At 71.4% G+C, this 23,487-nt stretch carries 22 protein-coding genes and 1 pseudogene; 15 read left to right on the forward strand and 8 right to left on the reverse strand.

The window, feature by feature from the left end:
- Positions 1 to 226 precede the first annotated feature (226 nt).
- From J7F03_RS22660 to J7F03_RS22680, 5 genes are all read left to right on the forward strand, one after another.
- Complete coding sequence (locus J7F03_RS22660; RefSeq protein WP_214952242.1) at positions 227 to 997, forward strand: response regulator transcription factor; 771 nt, start codon at positions 227 to 229, stop codon at positions 995 to 997.
- Positions 998 to 1,067: 70 nt separating this feature from the next.
- A complete protein-coding gene (locus J7F03_RS22665) occupies positions 1,068 to 2,090 on the forward strand; it encodes a LacI family DNA-binding transcriptional regulator (protein ID WP_214952244.1) in 1,023 nt (340 codons plus the stop codon).
- Between the two features lie 174 nt (positions 2,091 to 2,264).
- Positions 2,265 to 3,473, forward strand: a complete 1,209-nt coding sequence (locus tag J7F03_RS22670) for a S1C family serine protease (protein ID WP_214952246.1) — start codon at positions 2,265 to 2,267, stop codon at positions 3,471 to 3,473.
- A 53-nt stretch (positions 3,474 to 3,526) separates the two neighbouring features.
- Positions 3,527 to 4,258, forward strand: coding sequence for a response regulator transcription factor (locus J7F03_RS22675; RefSeq protein ID WP_214952248.1), 732 nt, complete (start codon positions 3,527 to 3,529; stop codon positions 4,256 to 4,258).
- The gene (locus tag J7F03_RS22680; protein ID WP_214952250.1) at positions 4,255 to 5,715 is read left to right on the forward strand and encodes a cell wall metabolism sensor histidine kinase WalK; all 1,461 of its coding nucleotides are present in this window, start codon (positions 4,255 to 4,257) and stop codon (positions 5,713 to 5,715) included. Before J7F03_RS22675 ends, J7F03_RS22680 begins: the two co-directional genes overlap by 4 nt.
- Here J7F03_RS22680 and J7F03_RS22685 read toward each other — a convergent pair.
- The 3 genes and pseudogenes from J7F03_RS22685 to J7F03_RS42720 all read right to left on the reverse strand — a co-directional run.
- Complete coding sequence (locus tag J7F03_RS22685; protein WP_214952252.1) at positions 5,695 to 6,606, reverse strand: phosphatidylinositol-specific phospholipase C; 912 nt, start codon at positions 6,604 to 6,606, stop codon at positions 5,695 to 5,697. The two genes, J7F03_RS22680 and J7F03_RS22685, sit on opposite strands and share 21 nt — an antisense overlap.
- Positions 6,607 to 6,681: 75 nt before the next feature.
- Complete coding sequence (locus J7F03_RS22690) at positions 6,682 to 7,251, reverse strand: TetR/AcrR family transcriptional regulator (RefSeq protein ID WP_214952254.1); 570 nt, start codon at positions 7,249 to 7,251, stop codon at positions 6,682 to 6,684.
- A 49-nt stretch (positions 7,252 to 7,300) separates the two neighbouring features.
- Positions 7,301 to 7,375 (reverse strand): annotated as a pseudogene (locus J7F03_RS42720) (PT domain-containing protein); the annotation flags it as partial.
- 105 nt (positions 7,376 to 7,480) lie between these two features.
- On the opposite strand from J7F03_RS42720, the gene J7F03_RS22700 reads away from it, so the two are divergent.
- A complete protein-coding gene (locus tag J7F03_RS22700) occupies positions 7,481 to 8,275 on the forward strand; it encodes an alpha/beta fold hydrolase (protein ID WP_214952257.1) in 795 nt (264 codons plus the stop codon).
- Between the two features lie 54 nt (positions 8,276 to 8,329).
- Here J7F03_RS22700 and J7F03_RS22705 read toward each other — a convergent pair whose 3' ends face one another.
- Positions 8,330 to 10,153: a bifunctional UDP-sugar hydrolase/5'-nucleotidase gene (locus J7F03_RS22705; RefSeq protein ID WP_214952259.1), complete on the reverse strand. Its 1,824-nt coding sequence runs from the start codon at positions 10,151 to 10,153 to the stop codon at positions 8,330 to 8,332.
- Positions 10,154 to 10,368: 215 nt separating this feature from the next.
- On the opposite strand from J7F03_RS22705, the gene mshD reads away from it, so the two are divergent.
- The 7 genes from mshD (at position 10,369) to pstB (ending at position 19,521) form a co-directional block, all read left to right on the forward strand.
- A complete protein-coding gene (mshD, locus tag J7F03_RS22710) occupies positions 10,369 to 11,301 on the forward strand; it encodes a mycothiol synthase (RefSeq protein WP_214952261.1) in 933 nt (310 codons plus the stop codon).
- A 476-nt stretch (positions 11,302 to 11,777) separates the two neighbouring features.
- Positions 11,778 to 14,054, forward strand: coding sequence for an RNA degradosome polyphosphate kinase (locus tag J7F03_RS22715; RefSeq protein WP_251072318.1), 2,277 nt, complete (start codon positions 11,778 to 11,780; stop codon positions 14,052 to 14,054).
- Positions 14,035 to 14,982 (forward strand): CHAD domain-containing protein, encoded by a 948-nt coding sequence (locus tag J7F03_RS22720; RefSeq protein WP_214952262.1) that lies wholly within the window; start codon positions 14,035 to 14,037, stop codon positions 14,980 to 14,982. The genes J7F03_RS22715 and J7F03_RS22720 overlap by 20 nt, the downstream gene beginning before the upstream one ends.
- 365 nt (positions 14,983 to 15,347) lie before the next feature.
- Positions 15,348 to 16,484: a phosphate ABC transporter substrate-binding protein PstS gene (gene pstS, locus J7F03_RS22725; RefSeq protein ID WP_214952264.1), complete on the forward strand. Its 1,137-nt coding sequence runs from the start codon at positions 15,348 to 15,350 to the stop codon at positions 16,482 to 16,484.
- A 132-nt stretch (positions 16,485 to 16,616) separates the two neighbouring features.
- Entirely contained in the window at positions 16,617 to 17,606 is a 990-nt protein-coding gene (gene pstC, locus J7F03_RS22730; protein ID WP_214952266.1) for a phosphate ABC transporter permease subunit PstC, read from the forward strand.
- Positions 17,606 to 18,688 (forward strand): phosphate ABC transporter permease PstA, encoded by a 1,083-nt coding sequence (gene pstA, locus J7F03_RS22735; protein ID WP_214952268.1) that lies wholly within the window; start codon positions 17,606 to 17,608, stop codon positions 18,686 to 18,688. The genes pstC and pstA overlap by 1 nt, the downstream gene beginning before the upstream one ends.
- 56 nt (positions 18,689 to 18,744) lie before the next feature.
- Positions 18,745 to 19,521 carry a phosphate ABC transporter ATP-binding protein PstB gene (pstB, locus tag J7F03_RS22740; RefSeq protein WP_112449306.1) on the forward strand — a complete coding sequence of 259 codons (777 nt, stop codon included), beginning with the start codon at positions 18,745 to 18,747 and terminating at the stop codon, positions 19,519 to 19,521.
- Between the two features lie 151 nt (positions 19,522 to 19,672).
- Here the strand turns inward: pstB and J7F03_RS22745 are convergent, their stop codons facing one another.
- Together J7F03_RS22745 and J7F03_RS22750 are read right to left on the reverse strand one after the other, a co-directional pair.
- Positions 19,673 to 20,674, reverse strand: coding sequence for an inorganic phosphate transporter (locus J7F03_RS22745; protein ID WP_214952270.1), 1,002 nt, complete (start codon positions 20,672 to 20,674; stop codon positions 19,673 to 19,675).
- 5 nt (positions 20,675 to 20,679) lie between these two features.
- Complete coding sequence (locus J7F03_RS22750) at positions 20,680 to 21,300, reverse strand: DUF47 domain-containing protein (protein ID WP_214952272.1); 621 nt, start codon at positions 21,298 to 21,300, stop codon at positions 20,680 to 20,682.
- A 193-nt stretch (positions 21,301 to 21,493) separates the two neighbouring features.
- Here J7F03_RS22750 and J7F03_RS22755 point away from each other — a divergent pair, with 193 nt between their 5' ends.
- Complete coding sequence (locus tag J7F03_RS22755) at positions 21,494 to 21,838, forward strand: metal-sensitive transcriptional regulator (RefSeq protein ID WP_251072319.1); 345 nt, start codon at positions 21,494 to 21,496, stop codon at positions 21,836 to 21,838.
- Between the two features lie 36 nt (positions 21,839 to 21,874).
- Here J7F03_RS22755 and J7F03_RS22760 read toward each other — a convergent pair whose 3' ends face one another.
- Complete coding sequence (locus J7F03_RS22760) at positions 21,875 to 22,030, reverse strand: hypothetical protein (protein ID WP_214952274.1); 156 nt, start codon at positions 22,028 to 22,030, stop codon at positions 21,875 to 21,877.
- A gap of 147 nt (positions 22,031 to 22,177) precedes the next feature.
- Entirely contained in the window at positions 22,178 to 23,014 is an 837-nt protein-coding gene (locus J7F03_RS22765; protein WP_214952276.1) for a hypothetical protein, read from the reverse strand.
- A 230-nt stretch (positions 23,015 to 23,244) separates the two neighbouring features.
- Here J7F03_RS22765 and J7F03_RS22770 point away from each other — a divergent pair, with 230 nt between their 5' ends.
- On the forward strand, positions 23,245 to 23,466 hold the full coding sequence (locus J7F03_RS22770) for a hypothetical protein (protein ID WP_214952286.1): 222 nt from the start codon (positions 23,245 to 23,247) through the stop codon (positions 23,464 to 23,466).
- Positions 23,467 to 23,487: the final 21 nt, after the last annotated feature.

The following is a 23,487-nucleotide window of genomic DNA, read 5'->3' on the forward strand; positions in this document are numbered from 1 at the left end:
GTAGCCCCCGGGTCCTTTTGTGCTTTCAGCACGTTGAACGGACCGAGAACAGTGGTATCCATCCGGACCTCAGGGCGCGGGGACCGGGCGGACACCAGGCAAGTCGTACGAAGCAGTGCCGCGAAAGTCCTCGACGGGACCGAGGAGGAACCGACGTGATGGACCAGCGAACCGTGCAGGCGCACACGCACGCACACCACAGCCCGACCGGGGTAGGTGGTGGGGCATGAGCTCCCTCCTGCTCCTGACCAATGCCCTGCAGCCGTCGACCGAGGTGCTGCCCGCCCTCGGCCTGCTGCTCCACACCGTCCGGGTGGCGCCCGCCGAGGGCCCCGCCCTCGTCGACACCCCGGGCGCCGACGTGATCCTCGTGGACGGCCGCCGCGACCTGCCGCAGGTGCGGTCGCTGTGCCAGCTGCTCCGCTCCACGGGACCGGGCTGCCCGCTGATCCTCGTCGTCACCGAGGGCGGACTCGCAGCCGTCACCGCCGACTGGGGCATCGACGACGTCCTCCTCGACACCGCGGGACCGGCCGAGGTCGAGGCGCGGCTGCGCCTGGCCACCGGGCGCCAGGCGCTCGGCTCGGACGACTCCCCGATGGAGATCCGCAACGGCGACCTGTCGGTCGACGAGGCGACGTACTCGGCGAAGCTGAAGGGGCGGGTCCTGGACCTCACCTTCAAGGAGTTCGAACTGCTGAAGTACCTCGCGCAGCACCCGGGCCGGGTCTTCACCCGCGCGCAGCTGCTGCAGGAGGTCTGGGGCTACGACTACTTCGGCGGCACCCGGACCGTCGACGTGCACGTACGGCGGCTGCGCGCGAAACTCGGCCCCGAGCACGAGTCGCTGATCGGTACCGTCCGCAACGTCGGCTACCGCTTCGTCACCCCGGAGAAGGTCGAGCGGGCGGCGGCGGAAGCGGCAGCGCAGGCGGCCACGAAGGCGGCGGCGGAGGCCGCGGCACAGGCCGCCGCGGCGCTCACCCGGATGGACTAGGGAGCCTGTGGGAACGACCACCTCCGGGCGCCCTGCCCAGAGGCTGGTCACCCCGCGTAGACTTCCGCGCGTGGCCAAGGTGACGCGGGATGACGTGGCACGACTTGCGGGTACTTCGACCGCCGTCGTGAGTTACGTCATCAACAACGGACCCCGGCCGGTTGCCCCGGCCACGCGCGAGCGTGTCCTCGCCGCGATCAAGGAGCTGGGCTACCGCCCGGACCGGGTCGCCCAGGCGATGGCCTCACGGCGCACCGACCTCATAGGCATGATCGTCCCCGATGCCCGCCAGCCGTTCTTCGCGGAGATGGCGCACGCGGTCGAGCAGGCCGCCGCCGAGCGCGGAAAGATGGTGCTGGTCGGGAACTCCGACTACCGGGACGAGCGCGAGGTCCACTACCTGCGGGCGTTCCTCGGCATGCGGGTCTCGGGCCTGATCCTGGTCAGCCAGGGCATGAGCGAGCGCGCCGCCTCCGAGATCGAGGCCTGGGACGCACGGGTCGTCCTGCTCCACGAGCGCCCGGAGGCCATCGACGACGTCGCGGTCGTGACGGACGACATCGGCGGCGCGCAGCTCGCCACCCGGCACCTGCTGGAGCACGGGCACGAGTACGTGGCCTGCCTCGGCGGTGTCGAGACCACGCCGGAGGTCGGCGACCCGGTGGCCGACCACGTCGAGGGCTGGCGCCGGGCGATGCTGGAGTCGGGCCGCTCGGTGGAGGGCCGGCTCTTCCAGGCCCCGTACAACCGCTACGACGCGTACAAGGTCGCCCTGGAGGTCCTGGCCGGCCCGGACCGGCCCCCGGCGATCTTCTGCGCCACGGACGACCAGGCGATCGGTCTGCTGCGGGCCGCGCGCGAGCTGCGCATCGACGTGCCCGGGGAGCTGGCCGTGGCCGGCTTCGACGACGTGAAGGAGGCGGCCCTGACGGACCCGCCGCTCACGACGATCGCCTCGGACCGCCCGGCGATGGCCCGCGCGGCGGTGGACCTCGTCCTGGACGACTCCCTGCGGGTGGCCGGCTCCCGCCGCGAGCGCCTGAAGCAGTTCCCGTCGGCCCTGGTGATCCGCCGCTCCTGCGGCTGCCGCTAGCCGCCGGCCGCTCCGGGCGCTGCCCGGACCCGTGCCTCGTACGCCGGCGGGCTGAAGGGCCGCGGGCTGGAGGGCGGCGACCCAACCCGGCCTTATATCGGGCATACACGGTTCTGTCGGGCTTCTCAGCGGGGACTCAGGAAGCTCTCATGATCCGCGGACACAGTCGTATCCATGACGGACAGCTTCCGCCGCGAAGGCGAGTACCCCCAGGACCTCCCCCAGCAGCCCGCCCCCTTCGGCGAGGACCGGCGGCGCGGTCGTGACCGGCTCGAGCAGGACGCCGCGTACCCCCCGCCGCCCGCGTACCCCCCGGCCGCCCCGGGCTGGCACGAGGCGCACGTGCCCCCGGTCATCCAGGGCGAGACCGTCCCCCAGGGCAGCGGGGGCGGCGGAAACGGCACCGGCACCGGCTGGGCCACCTGGGGCGAGGCCGCCCCCGCCGCGCCCGCCGCCCCGCGGGGCCACGCCCGGGCCAAGCGCCCGGTCGCCCTCCTCGCCGCCGTCGCACTCGCCGCCGCGGTCGTCGGCGGCGGCACCGCCGCGGCCGTCCAGCAGCTGCTGGACAACGGCAGCGCCACCGGCACCGGCGTCAACGGCAGCAACATCTCGCAGTCGAACACAGGCACCGTCTCCGGCGTCGCCGAGAACGTCAGCCCCTCCGTCGTCCGCATCGATACCAGCACCGCCGCCGGCACGGGCACCGGCTCCGGCGTCGTCATCACCGCCGACGGCGAGATCGTCACCAACAACCACGTCATCGACGGCGCCACCAAGATCCAGGTGACGATGAGCGACGGCAAGAAGTACACCGCGAAGACCGTCGGCACGGACCCGGACAAGGACCTCGCCCTCATCAAGCTCGAAGGGGCGAGCGGCCTCACCCCCGCCAAGCTCGGCGACTCCGACAAGGTCAAGGTCGGCGACGAGGTCGTCGCCATCGGCTCCCCCGACCGCCTCACCGGCACGGTCACCAGCGGCATCGTCTCCGCCCTGAACCGCGAGGTGAACGTCCCGAAGTCCGAGCAGCAGCAGTCCCCGCAGGACGGCTTCCCGTTCTCCTACGGCGGCAAGCAGTTCAACGGGAACACCGGCTCGAACACCACCTCGTACAAGGCCATCCAGACGGACGCCTCCCTGAACCCCGGCAACTCCGGCGGCGCCCTCGTCAACCTGAACGGCGAGATCGTGGGCATGCCCTCCGCGATCTACTCCCCCTCCGGCGGCAGCGGCTCCGCCGGCAGCGTCGGCCTCGGTTTCGCCATCCCCGTCAACACGATCAAGGCCGACCTGCCCTCCCTCCGCAAGGGCGGCTCGGGCGGCACGGGCGGCGGCGACAGCGAAGGCAGCACCGGCACCAACGGTTTCGGGACTTCCTTCTAGGCGGCCCGTGCGAGCCTGGTAGAAGACCGACCACCACCCCTGGGGGACCCCACATGAGCGCCGAAGGCGACCAGCAGCGCATCCTCGTCGTCGACGACGAACCGGCCGTACGCGAGGCCCTGCGCCGCAGCCTGGCCTTCGAGGGGTACGGCGTGCAGACCGCCGTCGACGGGCTCGACGCCCTCGACAAGGCGGCCTCGTACGCCCCCGACCTGATCATCCTGGACATCCAGATGCCCCGGATGGACGGCCTGACGGCGGCCCGCAGGCTGCGCGCCTCAGGCAGCACCACGCCCGTCCTGATGCTGACCGCCCGCGACACGGTCGGCGACCGCGTCACCGGCCTCGACGCGGGCGCCGACGACTACCTGGTCAAGCCGTTCGAGCTGGACGAGCTCTTCGCGCGCGTCCGCGCTCTGCTGCGCCGCAGCTCCTACGCCGCCCCCTCCGCCGGGAGCACCGAGCCCGAGGACGCCCTGGCCTTCGGCGACCTGCGCATGGACCTCGCCACCCGCGAGGTCACCCGGGCCGGGCGCCTGGTGGAGCTCACCCGTACCGAGTTCACCCTGCTGGAGATGTTCCTCGCGCACCCGCGCCAGGTCCTGACCCGCGAGCAGATCCTCAAGACCGTGTGGGGCTTCGACTTCGAGCCGAGCTCCAACTCCCTGGACGTGTACGTGATGTACCTGCGCCGCAAGACCGAGGCCGGGGGTGAGCCCCGCGTCGTGCACACCGTGCGCGGAGTGGGCTACGTACTGCGCGCGGGCGAGAGCGGCCCCGAGTGAGCCCGATCGCCAGATTCCGCGCCCTCCCGCTGCGCTCGCGGCTCGCGCTGCTGGTGGCGACCGCGGTGGCGGTGGCGGTGGCCGCCGTCGCCGCCGTGTCGTGGGTGATGGTGCGGGCGCAGCTGCGTGACCAGCTGGACCGGTCCCTGATGTCCACGAACGCGGCCGCGGAGGTACGGAGCGTCCTGCGCGACGGCCGCCCGTGCCCGGAGCAGGCACCCACCCAGCCCACCCAGCCCGGCCAGCAGATCGCCGGGAACCTGAACGCGTCCGTGCAGATCGTGACGGCCGACGGCAGCCACTGCTGGGTGAGCGGCCCGTCGACCCTGCCGGTCACCGAGGTGGACAAGCAGATCGCCGCGGGCAGCCGCAATGCCACCCTGCACGACGTGACGACCGCCGACGGCATCGAAATGCGCGTCTACACCCAGCCCGCGCGGGTCACGCCGAACTCGCCGCTCTTCGGGATCTCGGTCGCCAAGCCACTGACCGACGTCGACAAGACGCTGTCCACCCTGGCCTGGGTGCTCCTGCTCGTCTCCGGCATCGGCGTGGTCGGCGCCGGCGCCGCCGGCCTGTGGGTGGCCCGTACGGGGCTGCGCCCGGTCGACGAACTGACGGGCGCCGTCGAGCACATCGCCCGCACCGAGGACCTGACCGTGCGGATCCCCGACGAGGGCGACGACGAGATCGCCCGGCTGTCGCGCTCCTTCAACTCGATGACGGCCGCGCTCGCCTCCTCCCAGGAGCGCCAGGCTCAGCTGATCGCGGACGCCGGCCACGAGCTGCGCACCCCGCTCACCTCCCTGCGCACCAATGTCGAGCTGCTCGCGCGCAGCGAGCAGACCGGCCGGGCCATCCCGCCCGAGGACCGCAAGGAGCTGCTGGCCTCGGTCAAGGCGCAGATGACGGAACTGGCCTCGCTGATCGGCGACTTGCAGGAGCTGTCGCGCCCGGACGCGGCCTCGCCCGGCCCGCTGGGCGTGGTGGCCCTGCACGAGATCGCGGGCGCCGCGCTGTCCCGGGCCCGGCTGCGCGGTCCGGAGCTGGAATTCGCCTCGGACCTGGCGCCCTGGTACGTACGCGGTGAGGCCGCGGCCCTGGAGCGCGCGGTGGTCAACGTCCTCGACAACGCGGTCAAGTTCAGCCCGCCGGGCGGCGCCGTCGCCGTCTCGCTGCGGGCGGGCGAGCTGACCGTGCGGGACCACGGGCCCGGCATCCCGGCCGACGACCTCCCGCACGTCTTCGAGCGGTTCTGGCGCTCCCCCTCGGCCCGCGCGCTGCCCGGCAGCGGCCTCGGCCTGTCGATCGTGGCCCGTACGGTGCTGCGCGCGGGCGGCACGGCCGAGCTGCGGGCACCGGCCGGCGGCGGCCCGGGCGCGGAGGCGGTGCTCCGCATCCCCGGCGCGCCGACGCCACCGCCGCCCGCGCAGCCGTCAGTTGTGCCGGATGAGTGAGGCGACCAGGCCGGAACGCGTGTTGGGGAAGTCCATCGGGACGATCCCGAGCCCGGTGCGGCCGGCGAGCTCCGAGCCGTCGACGAAGGCGTGCACCTGGGGGTTGAGCCGGTCGGAGTTCCAGCGGGGCGGCAGGGCCGCGGCCGTGCTGGTGTAGTTCATGAAGAACTTGCCGGGCTGGGTGACGGCCTTGCGGAAGTGGTTCTCGATCTTCCCGCGTTTGGCGAAGGGCTCGGCCATGTAGTCGTCCTGGATGTCGAAGACGTTGCCGTCGCCGTAGCGCAGGCCGCCGGGCAGGCCGCCGTTGTCGGGGAGCAGGAGCACCTTCCCGCGCGCCTGCCCGAGGGTGGGCAGCGCGTCGGCGATCTTGAACAGCGGCCGCCAGCCCCGGTTGTCGAGGTAGTCGTCGAAGACGGCGCGGAAGGTGGCGTCGCCCTCCTCAGAGTACTCCTGCTTGAGCCGCATCAGGACGGTCTCGGAGGGGTGCGCGGCGAGGAAGTTCCAGCACGCGGCGAGGACGTCGCCGAACATCAGGTTCTGGTAGAACGCGCCGTGGTGGATGGCGAAGGATCCGCCGGTCACCCGGCAGCGCACGTCGAGGAAGCGGATCCCGGAGTCGAGCTGCTCGGCTATGGAGGTGTTCTGGCAGGCGACGTAGAGGCCGCCCTGGCGGGCGCCTGAGTCGTGGGTGCCGGGGATCGTCATCCGCTGCAGGGCGGTGGAGTCGCCGAGTCCGGCCATCCAGTCCCGCGTCGACAGCGCCTGCGCGGACGCCGCCCCGGCCCCCGCCCCGAGCGCCACGCCGGCCCCGACGGCTGCGGCTCCGGCGAGGAACCCCCGCCGCCCCAGCCCCGCGCCGCGCCCCGTGCCCGTACCCGTGTCCAAGCCCATGCCCGCCCCTTTGCCGACCCAGTGGTGGCGGGATTATGGCGCGCGGAGCCCGGCATTACTACCCACGGGTAAACTTCAGCTTTCGAGCAACTCCACGAGCGCGCGCAGCCCTTGGGCGATCTCCCGGCCGTCGGGCGCCTGCTCCGGGTCGGTCAGGCACTGCACCATCACCCCGGTGAGCAGCGCGATGTGCACCGACCCCAGGGCCCGTACGTCCTCCTCCTCGACCGCCTCCTGCGGCACCGCGCGCAGCTGCGCGGCCACCATGCGGCGGTTCTGGCGCTGCCCCTCGGCCAGGATCGCGAGCAGCTCGGGCGAGGACTGCGCGTGCACGAAGGCCTCGACCGAGGCGGTCCAGAGCCAGCGCGTGTCCGCGAAGTCGCGGATCTTGCGGTCCCAGGTGTCGGCGTAGCGCTCCCGGGCGGTGTCGCCCTGCCCCGTGAGCCTGCCGGACCCGGCGGCCCACTCGTCCATGGCCGCGAACAGCGCCTGGTTGAGCAGCACGTCGCGGGAGCCGAAGTGGTAGCCGATCGCGGCCATGCTCACGTTCGACGCGGCCGCGATGTCGCGCACGGTGGTCCGCAGGTACCCCTTCTCCTCCAGGCAGCGCCGGGCTCCGGCCAGCAGGTCCTCGCGATTTCCCATGGCCGGATCGTATCCGCGCCCGATTCGGGCAGGGCGCCGGACAAGCGGTTGGACGAGCGGTTGGACGAGCGGTCGGGCAAGCGGTTGGACGAGCAGTCGGGCAAGCGGTTGGACGAGCAGTCGGGCAAGCGGTTGGGCAAGTGCCCTACACGAACGTATTGCGCAGTTGCCCAACCGGTGGCAGGCTGATGACCGGCCCACCGAACCGCACACAGGGGAGAGCAACGCCATGCGCCACGAGCTGAAGATCGACGACCGCACCCTGTCCTACCTGGATTTCGGCGGCGCCGGCCGCCCGCTGCTCGCCCTCCACGGCGGCATCTCCGAGGGCGCGCACTTCGCCGCCCTGGCCACCGCCCTCGGCGACGAGTGGCGGGTCATCGCCCCCGACCAGCGCGGCCACGGCGACTCCGACCTCGCACCCGAGTACAGCCGCGAGGGATACGTCAGCGACGCCGCCGCCCTGCTGGAACACCTCGACCCGGGCGGGCCGGTGCCCGTCCTCGGCTTCTCCCTCGGCGGGATCAACGCCTACCACCTGGCCGCCGCCCGGCCCGACCTCGTGTCCGCCCTGATCAACGTCGACGCCCCCGTCGAGTCCCCGCCCCAGGCCGCCGCCCGCCCGAGCCCGTGGGACTTCCTGCACGGGCTCCCGTACACCGCGCCCACCCGCGAGGAGCTGCTCACCGCCCTCGGCCCGACCCTGGGCCCCGCCTACGCACAGACCCTGCGCCCGCTGCCCGACGGGACCGGCTGGCGCCTCCCCTTCGACCCGCGGGCCACCCTGGCCACCCTCGCCGCGGGCGACGGCTCCCACTGGGACGCCTGGCTCGCCGGCCACTGCCCGGCCCTGCTCGTCCACGGGCTGCGCAGCGAGGTCCTCCCCCGCGAGCAGGCCGACGCGATGGTCGCCCGCCGCCCCGGGACCTCGTACGCCGCCCTCGACACCGAGCACTTCGTGCCCTTCCAGGACCCGGAGGGCTTCGCCGGGGCCGTCCGCGCCTTCCTGGCCACCCTCCCGTAGAACGCCGAAGGGGCGGCGGGCCGATGGCCCGCCGCCCCTCAGGGGATGGAGGTGTTACTTGACGACCGTGATCCGGTCCGCCGCCGGCGGCGCCAGCGGCGCGGCCGCCGAGGAGTGCGCGGCCAGGTAGGCGTTGAAGCAGTCCAGGTCGGACGCGCCGACCAGCTTGTTCTTGTGCTCCTTCAGGACGGTGAAACCGTCACCGCCGCCCGCGAGGAACTCGTTCATCGCGACCCGGTAGGTCTTGGCGGGGTCGATCGCCGCGCCGTTCAGCTTCACCGAGTCCACGACGATGCGCTCGGCGCCCGCCTTGGTGGTGTCCAGGGTGTAGGTCAGACCCTTGGAGATCTGCAGGATCTTCGGGTTCGGCCCGTTGACCGGGCCACTGACCTGCTGCTGGAGCGCGGTGACCAGCTGGGCGCCGGTCAGGTCGACGACGTTCATCATGTTGGTGAACGGCTGGACCGTGTACGACTCCCCGTAGGTCACCACACCGTCGCCCTCGGCGCCCGCCGCCTTGAAGGCCAGGTCGGCGCGGATGCCGCCCGGGTTCATGATGGCGATCTGCGCGCCGCCCTTCGCGGCCGGGGCCAGGGCCTCCAGCTGCGCGTCGGCGATCACGTCGCCGAGCGGCTTCTCGTACTCCGCCGAGCCGCGGCCCGGGATGTCCGCGGAGATGTAGCCCATCGGACGGTTCGCGATCGGCGCGGCCAGCGCGTTCCAGCGCTGGATCAGCGCGGTCAGGTCCGGGGCCTTGGGCTGGTCCCGGTCGACGACCTTCTGGACCGGCTTCGGCGACCTGACCGGCGTACGGACGATGTCCTTGGTCTTGCGGTCGTACGTGAGGGTGGTGTCCGTGAACAGCCGGCCGTAGGAGGCTGCCGAGGTGACCGTGCGCGGGTTGCCCGCCGGGTCGGGGATGTTGCACGCGTACGCCTGGTGCGTGTGGCCGGTCACCAGGGCGTCGACCTTCGGCGAGACGTTCTTCGCGATGTCGACGATGGCACCGGAGACGCCGGCGCCGGCGCCCGGCACGTCGCAGTCGTAGTTGTAGGCGCCGCTCGCGGGCAGGCCGCCCTCGTGGACCAGGGCCACGATCGACTTCACGCCCTGCTTGTTCAGCTGCTCGGCGTACTTGTTGATCGTCTCGACCTCGTCGCCGAACTGGAGGCCCTTGACCCCGTCGGCGGTCACGACGTCGGGCGTGCCCTCCAGGGTGACGCCGATGAAGCCGATCTTCACGTCCCCCTTCTTCCAGACGAAGGTGGGGCTCATCATCGGGCGCTTCGTCTTCTCCTCGACGACGTTCGCCGCGAGGTACTTGAAGTCCGCGCCCTCGAAGGTCTTGCCGTATTCGAAGCAGCCCTCGACCGGGTGGCAGCCGCCGTACTGCATGCGGCGCAGCTCGGTCTTGCCCTCGTCGAACTCGTGGTTGCCGACGCTGGAGACGTCCAGGCCGAGGTCGTTGAGCGCCTCGACGGTCGGCTCGTCGTGGAAGAGGCCGGACACCATCGGGCTGGCGCCGATCATGTCGCCGGCCGCGGCCGTGACGGAGTACGGGTGGCCCTTGCGGGCCTCGCGCAGGCCGGTCGCCAGGTACTCGACACCGCCCGCGGGTATGGCCTTGGTGGTGCCGTCGGCCTGACGCTCGGTCACGGTGCCCGAGGAGCCCTGCGGGGGCTCCAGCGTGCCGTGGAGGTCGTTGAACGACAGCATCTGTACGTCGACGGTGAGGCCGTGGTCGTGGCCGCCACCGCCACCACTCGCGGCTCCGGCCGGAAGGGCGGCGGCGACCATCGCACCGGCGGCCGTCGTGACGGCGAGGGCGGTGAAGGTCAACCGGCGGGCTCGGCGGTGCCGTTGTGGCGTCGCTGACATTTAGTCCCCTTTGCGGACAGCGATACATCTTGGGAGGTCTGCCGAAGCCTAGAGTCAACGCGCGTAGCGCGACAGGGGGTACCTGGTATCGAGCTGGTTACACGCGAACGACGGACGGCCGTCGCGCCCGCTTCCGCGATGCCGCCGCGCCCCCGCTCGAAAGGCCGCCGCGCCCGCACCCGGACAGGCTCCCGCCGTGGTCGTAGGCTCGCCCCATGACTGACGACGCAGCAGCGGCCCTGGAGCCGGGACGCCGGATCGAGACCCTCGACGAACTGACGGAGGAGCAGGCCGACTCCGTCCTCGCCCTGATCGCGGACGCGGCCCGCACCGACGGCACCACCGCCGTGTCCGAGCAGGGCCGCCTCCAGCTGCGCGGCGGCCCCCGCGAGGGCATCCGGCACTTCCTGCTCACCGAGAAGGGCCGCCTCGCCGGATACGGGCAACTGGAGGACACCGACCCGGTGGAAGCCCCCGCCGCCGAACTCGTCGTACACCCCTCGATGCGCGGGCGCGGCCACGGCCGGGCGCTGGGCACCGCGCTGCTGGCCGCCTCCGGCAAGCGGATCCGGGTGTGGGCGCACGGCGGCAAGTCCGCCGCCCGCCACCTCGCGCAGGTCCTCGGCCTGACCCTGTTCCGCGAACTGCGCCAGCTGCGCCGCCCGCTCGGCCCGGACGCCGCCCCGCTGCCCGAGCCGGTCCTGCCACCCGGCGTCACCGTACGGACCTTCGTGCCCGGCGCGGACGACACCGCCTGGCTGGTCGCCAACGCCGCCGCCTTCGCCCACCACCCCGAGCAGGGCTCGCTCACGCAGCGGGACCTGAACGACCGCGTCGCACAGCCCTGGTTCGACGCCAAGGGCTTCTTCCTCGCCGAGCGCGACGGCGAACTCGTCGGCTTCCACTGGACGAAGGTGCACGCCGAGCAGCGGCTCGGCGAGGTCTACGTCGTCGGCGTACGCCCCGGCGCGCAGGGCGGCGGCCTCGGCAAGGCCCTCACCGCGATCGGCCTGCGCCACCTGGCCGCGGCCGGCCTGCCCACCGCCATGCTCTACGTGGACGCCGACAACCCGGCGGCCCTCGCCGTCTACGAGGGCCTCGGCTTCTCCACCCACGAGATCGACCTGATGTACCGCACGGAAAGCTGACCAATTCCAGCCCCGCCGGCATTCGAGGCACGGGGGCCCGGGGGCAGCGCACCCGCCAAATCCAGCCCCGCCGGCATTCGAGGCGCGGGGGCCCGGGGCAAAGCCCCGCCAAATCCAGCCCCGCCGGCATTCGAGGCGCGGGGCCGGGGCAGAGCACCGCCAAATCCAGCCCCGCCGGCGTTTGAGGCGCGGGGGCCCGGGGGCAGCGCCCCCGCAACGGCGCCGCACCGGCCCGGCACCCCCGCGCCCCCCGGCACCCGGCACCCGGCACCCGGCACCCGGCACCCGGCAAGCACCCCACCCCCGCCGCGACGGATCGTGCACCAGCCGGCACCACAGCCAGAGCCGGGAAGCCACATGCCATTAACCGGGCATTAATGCACGCTCGCGAAGCTGACCGCATGCAGCCCCGACTCCGACTGACCGCCGACACTTCCGACGCGCCTGTCCTGCCGCGTGCGCGGAAGAATGGAGTCATGAGCCACAAGCCCGGCGCCGGCCCCACCGAGGTCCCCGCGCAGCAGCCGTCCCACGCGTCCGCGGCCTCCGCGGAAGCCGTTGCCTCGCGCGCCACCAGCGGCGCTCACGCGCGACTCGGCTCCATAGCCGCCCACCGCCCGCACGTCGATCTGGAACCGGATCTCGACGCGGACCTGGACGCCTACGAGGACAAGGACGCCGGGGAACTGCCCGCGGGCCGCTTCCTCGACCGGGAGCGCAGCTGGCTCGCCTTCAACGAGCGGGTGCTGGAGCTCGCCGAGGACCCGGCGACCCCGCTCCTGGAGCGGGCGAACTTCCTGGCGATCTTCGCGAGCAACCTCGACGAGTTCTTCATGGTCCGCGTCGCCGGCCTCAAGCGCCGCATCGCGACCGGCGTCGCCACCCGTTCGGCCTCAGGCCTGCAGCCCCGTGAGGTCCTCGACCTCATCTGGACCCGCTCGCGCGAGCTCATGGCACGCCACGCCGCCTGCTTCCAGCAGGACATCTCCCCGCAGCTCGCCGAGGAGGGCGTCCACCTCATCCGGTGGCCCGACCTCACCGAGAAGGAGCAGGCGCGCCTCTTCACCCTGTTCCGCAACCAGATCTTCCCTGTGCTCACCCCGCTGGCCGTGGACCCCGCGCACCCGTTCCCGTACATCTCCGGCCTCTCCCTGAACCTGGCCGTGGTCGTACGCAATCCGGTCAGCGGCCACCGCCACTTCGCCCGCGTCAAGGTCCCGCCGCTCCTCTCCCGCTTCCTGGAGGCCTCCCCGCAGCGCTACGTCCCGCTGGAGGACGTCATCGCCGCGCACCTGGAGGAGCTGTTCCCCGGCATGGAGGTGCTCGCGCACCACATGTTCCGCGTGACCCGCAACGAGGACCTGGAGGTCGAGGAGGACGACGCCGAGAACCTCCTCCAGGCTCTGGAGAAGGAGCTCATGCGGCGCCGCTTCGGCCCGCCGGTGCGCCTGGAGGTCGAGGAGTCCATCGACCCCGGCGTCCTGGACCTCCTCGTGCAGGAGCTGAAGGTCAACCCCTCCGAGGTGTACCCGCTGCCCGGCCCCCTGGACCTGACCGCGCTCTTCGGGATCGCCTCGCTGGACCGGCCCGAGCTGAAGTTCCCGAAGTTCGTCGCCGGCACCCACCGCGACCTCGCCGAGGTCGAGTCCGCGTCCGCGCCCGACATCTTCGCCGCGCTGCGCGAACGGGACGTGCTGCTGCACCACCCGTACGACTCCTTCTCCACCTCGGTGCAGGCCTTCCTGGAGCAGGCGGCCGCCGACCCGGACGTCCTGGCGATCAAGCAGACCCTGTACCGGACCTCCGGCGACTCCCCGATCGTGGACGCCCTGATCGACGCCGCCGAATCCGGCAAGCAGGTCCTCGTACTCGTCGAGATCAAGGCCCGCTTCGACGAGCAGGCCAACATCAAGTGGGCACGCAAGCTGGAGGAGTCCGGCTGCCACGTCGTCTACGGCCTCGTCGGCCTCAAGACCCACTGCAAACTGTCGCTCGTCGTCCGCCAGGAGGGCGACACGCTGCGCCGCTACTCCCACGTCGGCACCGGCAACTACCACCCCAAGACGGCACGGCTCTACGAGGACCTCGGCCTGCTCACCGCCGACTCCCAGGTCGGCGCGGACCTCTCCGACCTCTTCAACCGGCTGTCCGGCTACTCGCGCCGCGAGACCTACCGCCGGCTGCTGGTGGCCCCGCGCTCGCTGCGCGACGGCCTGATCTCCCGGATCGACAAGGAAGCCGCCCACCACCGGGCCGGCCACCCCGCGTACGTGCGCCTCAAGATGAACTCGATCGTCGACGAGGCGCTCATCGACTCCCTCTACCGGGCCTCGCAGGCGGGCGTGCCCATCGACATCTGGGTCCGCGGCATCTGCGCGATCCGCCCCGGAGTCACCGGGCTCTCGGACAACATCCGGGTCCGCTCGATCCTCGGCCGCTTCCTGGAGCACTCCCGGGTCTTCGCCTTCGGCAACGGCGGCGAACCCGAGGTGTACATCGGCAGCGCCGACATGATGCACCGCAACCTCGACCGCCGTATCGAGGCACTGGTCAGGGTCGCCGACCCGGCCCACCGCGCGGCACTGGACCGGCTGCTGGAGACCGGGATGTCCGAGGCCACCTCCTCCTGGCACCTGGGCCCGGACGGCGAATGGACCCGGCACAGCACGGACGGCGAGGGCCAGCCGCTGCGGCACGTACAGGAGATGCTCATAGACGCCCGGAGGCGCCGGCGTGGCTCAGCCAAACCATGACCCGATAGCGGGCGACGTACTCGGTGCGTACCTGCGCGCGCAGGCCACCGCTTTCCTGCGCGGGCTGCGCCTACACGACGAGGGCACGGCGAGCGGGGCCGCCGGGGGCGGCGAGGCGGCGCGCGGCCTGCGGGGGGCCGCGCACCGGATCTCGGCCTCGCTGGCCACCTTCCGGCCGGTCGCCGACTCCTCCTGGGCGGACTCGCTGCGCACCGAGCTGGTCTGGCTCTCCTCGACGCTGGCCGACGAGCACGCGTACGCCGCCCGGCTGGCCCGGCTGATGGACGCCCTGCACCGGCTCACCGGGACCTCCGAGGTCCCGGCGACGCGCGCCTCCGCGGGCTCCCTGACCGTGGGCTCGGCCCGCGCGGGCGCCCTGCTGGAGCGCCAGCTGACCCTGTCGCGCACCCGGGCCCACTCGGCGACCCTCCAGGCGCTCGGCTCCTCGCGCTTCCACGCCGTCGCGGACGCGGTGGCGGTCATGGCCTCCGAGGTCCCGCTGGACCCGATCGCGGCCCGGGGCCCGGTCGACGACGTCCTGAGCCCGCTGGCGGCGGTGGCCGGATCCCGCCTGTCCACGGCGGTGGCCTCGCTGCCGTCCCCCTGCCCCTCGCACCCGTACAACCAGGACCACGACGGCCCGTGGAACGAGGTACGCCGCCTCCTGCGGGTCCACCTGTACGCGCGCGAGGCGCTGGGCGAGGACGTGGCCGAGCTGGCGGCCGCGGGCGAGGCCCTGGACCACCACCGGGACGCCGCGGAGGCCGCCGCGGCCTCGGCCACGGCCGCCCGCACCCCGCGCATCGCCCCCGCCACGGCCTACGCGCTCGGCGTCCTGCACGCGGACCAGCGCCACGAGGTCGAGGCCTCCCGCGCCACCTTCCACCACATCTGGAAACTGGCCGATTCCAGCCCCGCCGGCGTGTGACCTTTCAGCCCCGCCGGGGTGTGACCTCTTCAGCCCCGCCGGCGTTTGAGGCGCGGGGGTCCGGGGGCAGGCGCCCGGCGATGGCGCCGCACCGCCCACGGCGGCCGTCACGCGCCGGTAACGGCGGGATAACGGAAGATGACGACTACCGGCGCCCGCGCCGCATCGCACCACCCCGTCCGCCACGGTTCACCATCCGTTCACTTACCCCGGTCGGCCGCTTCACCTGATCTGCCTAACTTCATAGACGCAAGGGGCGAGTCGCCGCCAAGGCGGCGGCTCCTCCGGGCAACCGACGTAGTCCTCTTCGCACGCCGCCCCGATACAGAAAGCGGCCGGCGGCTTCTGGAAGGAAACACCCGAAAGTGAAGCTTCAGCGCAAGAACCGGCTCCGCGCCTCCGCCCTCGGGGCCCTCGTCGTGTCCGGTGCCCTGGTCCTCACGGCGTGCGGCTCGGACGACAACACCAAGACCGACGGCACCGCTTCCGGCAAGCCCTCCGCCGCCGCGAGCGACATCAAGTGCGAAGGCGCCAAGGGCAAGCTCCTGGCCTCCGGCTCCTCCGCGCAGAAGAACGCGGTCGACCTGTGGGTCAAGAACTACATGGCCGCCTGCTCGGGCGTCGAGGTCAACTACAAGTCCGTCTCCTCCGGTGAGGGCATCGTCGCCTTCAACCAGGGCACCGTCGGCTTCGCCGGTACGGACTCCGCGCTGAAGCCCGAGCAGGTCGAGGACTCGAAGAAGATCTGCACCGGCGGCCAGGGCGTCGACCTGCCGATGGTCGGCGGCCCGATCGCCATCGGCTTCAACGTCGCCGGCGTGGACAAGCTGGCCCTGGACGCCCCCACGATCGCCAACATCTTCAACGACAAGATCAAGAAGTGGGACGACGAGGCGATCAAGAAGCTGAACCCCGGCGTCGCGCTTCCCTCCACCGCGATCCAGGCGTTCCACCGCTCCGAGGACTCGGGCACCACCGAGAACCTCGCCAAGTACCTCAAGGCGACCGCTCCCGAGGCCTGGACCTACGAGGCCGCGAAGAAGTGGCCGGCCCCCGGCGGCCAGGGCGCCTCCGGTTCCTCCGGTGTCGCTTCCCAGGTCAAGGCCGTCGACGGCGCGATCGGCTACTTCGAGCTCTCCTACGCCTCCTCGCAGAGCATCAAGACCGTGGACGTGAACACGGGCGCCGCCGCTCCGGTCAAGGCCACCGGCGAGAACGCCTCCAAGGCCATCGCCGCCGCCAAGATCGCCGGCACCGGTTCCGACCTGGCGCTCAAGCTCGATTACACGACCAAGGCCGAGGGCGCCTACCCGATCGTCCTGGTGACGTACGAGGTCGTCTGCGACAAGGGCAACAAGGCCGAGACGCTCCCGACCCTGAAGTCCTTCCTGAACTACGCCTCGTCCGACGCGGGCCAGAAGGTCCTCACCGAGAACGGCTACGCCCCGATCCCGGCCGAGATCAACGCCAAGGTCCGCGAGGTCATCGCCTCGCTCGCCTGATCCTGATCCCCGGACCCCCGGCCCGCTCCCCCCGTCCGGGGCGCGGACCGGCCCGGGGACCCCTCCCCTCCACCCAGGGGATCCGGTGCACCGCCGACAGGGGGCCTGCCCCCCATCCAGACCGGAAAGAACATGGCTCCCACCACACCCACCCAGATAGACACGGCTCCGCCGGTCTCCACGAGCAAGAGGCCGACCGGCCGCGCCGGTGACAAGGTCTTCGCCGCCCTGTCCAAGGGTTCCGGCATCCTGCTCCTGGTGATCATGGCGTCGATCGCCGCCTTCCTCACCTACCGTGCTTCGATCGCCCTGGCCGACAACGAGGGCAACTTCCTCACCACGTTCGACTGGAACGCGTCGGCCAAGCCCCCCGTCTTCGGCATCGCCGTCCTGCTCTTCGGCACCGTCGTCAGCTCGATCATCGCGATGCTCATCGCGGTTCCGATCGCCGTCGGCATCGCCCTCTTCATCTCGCACTACGCGCCGCGCAAGCTGGCCTCCCCGCTCGCCTACGTGGTCGACCTGCTGGCCGCGGTGCCGTCGATCATCTACGGCATCTGGGGCGCCCTCTTCCTCGTCCCGTACCTCGGCGGCCTGAACATGTGGCTCGACGAGTACATGGGCTGGACCTACGTCTTCGACAAGACCCAGGTCGGCGTCGCGCGCTCGCTCTTCACCGTCGGCATCCTGCTCGCGATCATGATCCTCCCGATCGTGACCAGCGTCAGCCGCGAGGTCTTCCTGCAGGTCCCGCGCATGAACGAGGAGGCCGCCCTGGCCCTCGGCGCGACCCGCTGGGAAGTCATCCGCATGTCGGTACTGCCCTTCGGCCGCTCCGGAGTCATCTCCGCCTCGATGCTCGGCCTCGGCCGTGCCCTCGGCGAGACCATGGCCGTCGCGACGGTCCTCTCGCCGAGCTTCCTGATCTCCGGCCACATCCTGGACCCGGGCGGCGGCACGTTCGCGCAGAACATCGCCGCGAAGTTCGACGAGGCCAACGAGTTCGGCCGCGACGCCCTGATCGCCTCCGGCCTCGTGCTCTTCCTGCTCACCCTGCTGGTCAACGGCGCCGCCCGGCTGATCATCGCCCGTCGCAAGGACTTCTCGGGGGCGAACGCCTGATGAGCCACGCACTCCAGGCCCCGCGCCCCTCCCGGGCCCGCAAGTCCGTCACCCCCAGCAGCCTGACGCAGGGCCACCTGCCCCGCTGGGCCCCGGCCGGCATCGCGGTCCTCTCGACCGCACTCGGCTGCGGCCTCGGCACCCTCCTCGGCCTCCACAGCAAGATCCAGTGGGGTCTGCTCGCGGCCGTCTTCTTCGTGGTCGTCACGTACACCGCCAGCTCGGTGGTCGAGAACCGCCGCCAGGCCAAGGACCGGGTCGCGACCTCCGTCGTCTGGGTCTGCTTCGTCCTCGCCGTCGTCCCGCTGCTCTCGCTGCTGTGGACCACCATCAGCCGCGGCATGAAGGCCCTCGACGCGGACTTCCTCGGCCACTCGATGAACGGCGTGACCAGCTTCGACCACGGCGGCGGCGTCTACCACGCACTGCTCGGCACCATCGAGCAGGTCGGCCTGGCCACCGCGATCGCGGCCCCCATCGGCCTGCTGACCGCCGTCTACCTGGTCGAGTACGGCCGGGGCGCGCTCGCCAAGTCCGTGACCTTCTTCGTGGACGTCATGACCGGCATCCCCTCCATCGTCGCGGGTCTGTTCATCCTGACGACCTGGAACCTGATGCTCGGCTTCGGCCCCTCCGGCTTCGCCGGCGCGATGGCCCTGTCGATCCTGATGATGCCCGTCGTGGTCCGCTCCACCGAGGAGATGCTCAAGCTCGTCCCGAACGAGCTGCGCGAGGCCGCCCTGGCCCTCGGTGTGCCCAAGTGGCGCGTGATCCTCAAGGTCGTGCTGCCCACCGCTATCGGCGGCATCTCGACCGGTGTCATGCTGGCAGTGGCCCGCATCGCCGGTGAGACCGCCCCGATCATGCTGCTGGTCTTCGGCTCCCAGCTGATCAACAACAACCCCTTCGAAGGCCCCCAGTCCTCGCTCCCCCTCTACATCTGGGAGCAGTACAAGGTCGGCAGTGAAGCCTCCTACGACCGGGCATGGGCCGCAGCGCTCGTCCTGATCGCCTTCGTCATGATCCTCAATCTGGTGGCCCGCGGCATCGCCCGCTGGAAGGCCCCCAAGACCGGTCGCTAGAAGCGAGTCCGTCAGCGGCTCCGCCGCGGTGACCACATGAAAGCGAAGTAACCCTCATGGCCAAGCGAATCGACGTCAGCGGACTGTCCGCCTTCTACGGCACCCACAAGGCCATCGACGACATCTCGATGACCGTGGAACCCCGCTCCGTGACCGCCTTCATCGGGCCGTCCGGCTGCGGAAAGTCCACCTTCCTGCGCACCCTGAACCGCATGCACGAGGTCACCCCCGGCGGCCGCGTCGAGGGCAAGGTGCTGCTGGACGACGAGAACCTGTACGGCCCCGGCGTGGACCCGGTCGCGGTCCGCCGCACGGTCGGCATGGTCTTCCAGCGCCCGAACCCCTTCCCCACCATGTCGATCTTCGACAACGTGGCGGCGGGCCTGCGCCTCAACGGCTCCTTCAAGAAGTCCGAGCTGGCCGAGATCGTCGAGAAGTCCCTGCAGGGCGCCAACCTCTGGAACGAGGTCAAGGACCGCCTGAACAAGCCCGGCTCCGGCCTCTCCGGCGGCCAGCAGCAGCGCCTGTGCATCGCCCGCGCCATCGCGGTCGAGCCGCAGGTCCTCCTCATGGACGAGCCCTGCTCGGCCCTCGACCCGATCTCCACGCTCGCCATCGAGGACCTGATCGGCGAGCTCAAGGAGCGCTTCACGATCGTCATCGTGACGCACAACATGCAGCAGGCGGCCCGCGTCTCCGACCGCACCGCCTTCTTCAACCTCTCCGCGGTCGGCCAGCCCGGCAAGCTCGTCGAGATCGACGACACGGACCGGATCTTCTCGAACCCGTCCGTCCAGGCGACCGAGGACTACATCTCCGGCCGCTTCGGCTGAACCGACCCGGACACCACGCGGCCCCGCCGCGTGGCCACCACACGTCCTGCGGTGCTGCATGGCGGTGCCACCGCACGGCGAAAGGGCCGGCTCCCCCTGGGTGGGGGGAGCCGGCCCGCTTTCGTTCGCCGCCGCGCTGGTGCCCGTACGGCTAGTTCACGAAGGCCAGGTTCACGATCCAGAAGCTGATCGCGGCCACGAGGGCGGCGGCCGGCATGGTGATGAACCAGCCCAGGATGATGTTCTTGGCGACGCCCCAGCGGACCGCGTTCACCCGCTTGGTCGCGCCCACGCCCATGATCGCCGAGGTGATCACGTGAGTGGTGGAGATCGGCGCGTGGAAGAGGAACGCCGAGCCGAACATGATCGAGGCGCCGGTGGTCTCCGCCGCGAAGCCCTGCGGCGGGTCCAGCTCGATGATCTTGCGGCCGAGGGTGCGCATGATGCGCCAGCCGCCCGCGTAGGTGCCCAGCGACAGCATCACGGCACACGCGATCTTGACCCAGACCGGGATCGCGTCGCCCGTGTTCTGCACATCGGCGATGACCAGGGCCATCATCACGATGCCCATCGTCTTCTGCGCGTCCTGCAGACCGTGGCCGAGCGCCATGCCGGCCGCCGACACCGTCTGCGCGATGCGGAATCCGCGCTTGGCCTTGTGCGGGTTGGCGCGGCGGAACATCCACAGGATGGCGACCATCACCAGGTAACCGACGACGAGGCCGACGACCGGCGAGACGAACATCGGGATGACGACCTTGTCGAGCACACCCGACCAGAGCACCTCGGTGCCACCCGCCAGCGCCGCGCCCACCATGCCGCCGAACAGGGCGTGCGAGGAGGACGAGGGCAGGCCGAAGTACCAGGTGATCAGGTTCCACACGATCGCGCCGACCAGCGCCGCGAACAGGATCCACATGCCCCGGTTCCCGTGGGGCGTCTCGATCAGGCCCTCGCTGACCGTCTTGGCGACCCCGCTGCCGAGGAAGGCGCCGGCGAGGTTCATCACCGCGGCCATGGCGAGCGCGGCGCGCGGCGTCAGCGCACGGGTCGAGACCGAGGTCGCGATCGCGTTCGCCGAGTCGTGGAAACCGTTGGTGTAGGTGAAACCGAGCGCGACACCGATGGTCACGATCAGAGCAAAGGTGTCCACGAGGTTCAGGACTCCTTGACCGCGATGGTCTCCACCGTGTTCGCGACGTGCTCGAACGCGTCGGCCGCCTCTTCGAGCACGTCGACGATCTGCTTCAGCTTCAGCACCTCCATGGCGTCGTACTTGCCGTTGAAGAGCTGGGCGAGCAGCTTGCGGTGGATCTGGTCGGCCTGGTTCTCGAGGCGGTTGACCTCGATCCAGTACTCGGTCAGGTTCTCCATGGTGCGCAGGTGCGGCATGGCCTCGGCGGTCAGCTCGGCCGCGCGCGCCAGTACCTCGATCTGCTGCTCGACGCCCTTGGGGAGCTCCTCCACGTTGTAGAGGACGACCAGGTCGACCGCCTCCTCCATGAAGTCCATGATGTCGTCGAGGCAGGACGCCAGGTTGTAGATGTCCTCGCGGTCGAACGGCGTGATGAAGGAGGAGTTGAGCTGGTGGAAGATCGCGTGGGTGGCGTCATCCCCCGCGTGCTCCGCTGCCCGCATCCGCTCCGCGATCTCGGCTCGGGCGGAGGAGTCCGCTCCGAGCAGTTCCATCAGGAGCTTGGAGCCCGTGACGATGTTGTCCGCGGATGCGGCGAACATGTCGTAGAAGCTCGTCTCCCTGGGGGTCAGACGAAATCGCACGTGAGGTCCTCGGGGTGCATTGGATTCGGTCAGGCTGATGCTAGGCGCATCCCCCGGCCACGGCTAACCGGCAGTTCCCCAGTGTCCTCCATCAGGCAGAGTGAGGACCACGGGCCCCTCCCCTCACGGCGGAGGCCGGTAAACTATACCCATGAGGGGTATGCATCCCTCGATCCGGACCACGGGAGGACGCATGACTGCCATCCAGGCGGAGGGCTCCGGAGCCGAAGCGGGCACCCACACCGCTCCCGGCACGGTGCACGGCTACCACCACCAGAAGGACGAGCACCTCAAGCGACTGCGGCGGATCGAGGGCCAGATCCGGGGGCTCCAGCGGCTCGTCGACGAGGACGTCTACTGCATCGACATACTCACCCAGGTCTCGGCGAGCACGAAGGCGCTGCAGTCCTTCGCGCTCCAGCTGCTGGAGGAGCACCTGCGGCACTGCGTCGCGGACGCGGCCGTCAAGGGCGGGGGCGAGATCGACGCCAAGGTCGAGGAAGCGACCAAGGCGATCGCCCGGCTGCTGCGCACCTGACCGACGGCGGCCCGGCCGGAGCGGATGCCCGTCCGGTCAGCCGGACCAGATGCCCATCAGCACCTCGTCGATGCGGTCCTGGCTCAGCCGCTCCCCGGCCGCGGCCGATGCCGCGATGATCAGCTCGCCGCACAGCTCGATCTCGGCGAGAGCCACGTTGTCCTGCACCGTCGTACCGCCAGCGGGAGTCACTCGTGTCACCTCTCTCTGCTGTCGTCCGGTCGTCGGCGCTCGGTTTCTCAGCGTAGGGAGCGCACGGCGCGGCGCGCATGACACGGATGGACCATTTCCGGATACCCGGCATGGCCCGATCGCGCCGCCCCGCGAGGGCCCGGGCGGCTAGTCGGCGATCTTCCCCGCGTAAATGTCCCCTTCTGCCGGCAATACGACGGTGACCGGAGTCCCGAAGCCGTAGAGCAGCGTGGTGGAGGACACATCGATCACGCCATTGTTGACGTAGGTGAAACGGTGGCGGACCTTCCGCAGCCGGCCTTCGGCGTCGAGGTACGCGTCGAACGGCACCGCACCCTTGCTGAACCCTTTCGCCGCCGCTTCCAACGCTCCCTTCACCGCCGGCGAGGCGGCAGCCGCGGCCCGCGCGATGTCGGTCGTACCCCGGTAGTGCCGCACCTTGGTCCCGGCCACCTCGGTCTCGCCGACGTAACTCACCTCCTGCGCGCCGCGCAGCAGCTCGGCGGCGGCCATCGGGTCGGTGGCCCCGCCCGTGACGAGGTTCCCGTCGGCGAGGGCCGTCGTGTCGACCCGTACCCACTTGTCGTCGGGGACGCCGGCGCCCCGGTTCTTCATGTAGAGCGCGCCGGGCACCAGCAGTTCGGTGATGGGCCGGTGCTCGGCCTTGCCCTGGGCGTCGTCCGGGAGCATCACCAGGAGCTGGCCCATCCGGTTCTTGAAGTCGACCCCGCCTTCACCCCGGATCGTGACCCGGGTGCCGCCGGTCGCCATCTCCATCGCCGTACGGGCCCGCGCGCTGCCGGTCTTCACCAGCGCGTCGGCGGCTCCGCGAACCGCTGCCGCCGGGTCGCCGGCGGGCCGGGCGTCGTCGCCGGCGACCGCGTCGCCGCCGCATCCGCTCAACGCCGCCACCGTGAGAGCCAGGCCGACCGCGAACGCCGCCTCTGCGCGTCCCGGCCTCCGCCTGTGCTGGTGCACCACCATCGCCTGCCAACCCCCAACGCGTGACCGCTGTTTGCCCGAGGCCCACCCGCTCCGCTTAACGAGGTCCGGGGTCTCCCGTCACGGCCCGGCCCCCCGCACGAACGGCTCGTCACCGCGCCCCGAACCCCCCTGTGAACCGCCCGGGGCGGGTCCAGGCCCCGGCTCCGTGTCGGAGAGGCGCCCGGTGCGGGGCAGTCCCCCACCCCGCCCCGGCCCGGTACCGTGGTGGCGTGGACCCGCACACCGAAGCGACTCTCGTCCCTCCGCTTGCCGCCGTGCCGTTGCCCCGCGATCCCGTGGGACCGGTGGGCCAGGATCCCGTCGGACACTCCACGAGCACCTCGGACCGCGGCTCGTTCTCGCTGGCCGCCTGCACCTGCGGCTGGCGCGGCCCGGCCCGCCGCTCCCGCGACCTGGCCCGCAAGGACGCCGCCCGACACAGCTCGCCCTAACTTGTTCTTTAACCGGTGCGG

Origin of the sequence: Streptomyces sp. ISL-43 (assembly GCF_018614195.1) — a bacterium.
Classification (GTDB): domain Bacteria; phylum Actinomycetota; class Actinomycetes; order Streptomycetales; family Streptomycetaceae; genus Streptomyces.

Coding starts and splice junctions, on each gene's coding strand:
- pstA (WP_214952268.1), top strand. CDS start 17,606: ATGAGCCACGCACTCCAGGCCCCGCGCCCCTCCCGGGCCCGCAAGTCC.
- J7F03_RS22765 (WP_214952276.1), bottom strand. CDS start 23,014: ATGGTGGTGCACCAGCACAGGCGGAGGCCGGGACGCGCAGAGGCGGCG.
- J7F03_RS22660 (WP_214952242.1), top strand. CDS start 227: ATGAGCTCCCTCCTGCTCCTGACCAATGCCCTGCAGCCGTCGACCGAG.
- J7F03_RS22685 (WP_214952252.1), bottom strand. CDS start 6,606: ATGGGCTTGGACACGGGTACGGGCACGGGGCGCGGCGCGGGGCTGGGG.
- J7F03_RS22690 (WP_214952254.1), bottom strand. CDS start 7,251: ATGGGAAATCGCGAGGACCTGCTGGCCGGAGCCCGGCGCTGCCTGGAG.
- J7F03_RS22715 (WP_251072318.1), top strand. CDS start 11,778: ATGAGCCACAAGCCCGGCGCCGGCCCCACCGAGGTCCCCGCGCAGCAG.
- mshD (WP_214952261.1), top strand. CDS start 10,369: ATGACTGACGACGCAGCAGCGGCCCTGGAGCCGGGACGCCGGATCGAG.
- pstB (WP_112449306.1), top strand. CDS start 18,745: ATGGCCAAGCGAATCGACGTCAGCGGACTGTCCGCCTTCTACGGCACC.
- J7F03_RS22700 (WP_214952257.1), top strand. CDS start 7,481: ATGCGCCACGAGCTGAAGATCGACGACCGCACCCTGTCCTACCTGGAT.
- J7F03_RS22705 (WP_214952259.1), bottom strand. CDS start 10,153: ATGTCAGCGACGCCACAACGGCACCGCCGAGCCCGCCGGTTGACCTTC.
- J7F03_RS22675 (WP_214952248.1), top strand. CDS start 3,527: ATGAGCGCCGAAGGCGACCAGCAGCGCATCCTCGTCGTCGACGACGAA.
- J7F03_RS22755 (WP_251072319.1), top strand. CDS start 21,494: ATGACTGCCATCCAGGCGGAGGGCTCCGGAGCCGAAGCGGGCACCCAC.
- pstC (WP_214952266.1), top strand. CDS start 16,617: ATGGCTCCCACCACACCCACCCAGATAGACACGGCTCCGCCGGTCTCC.
- J7F03_RS22670 (WP_214952246.1), top strand. CDS start 2,265: ATGACGGACAGCTTCCGCCGCGAAGGCGAGTACCCCCAGGACCTCCCC.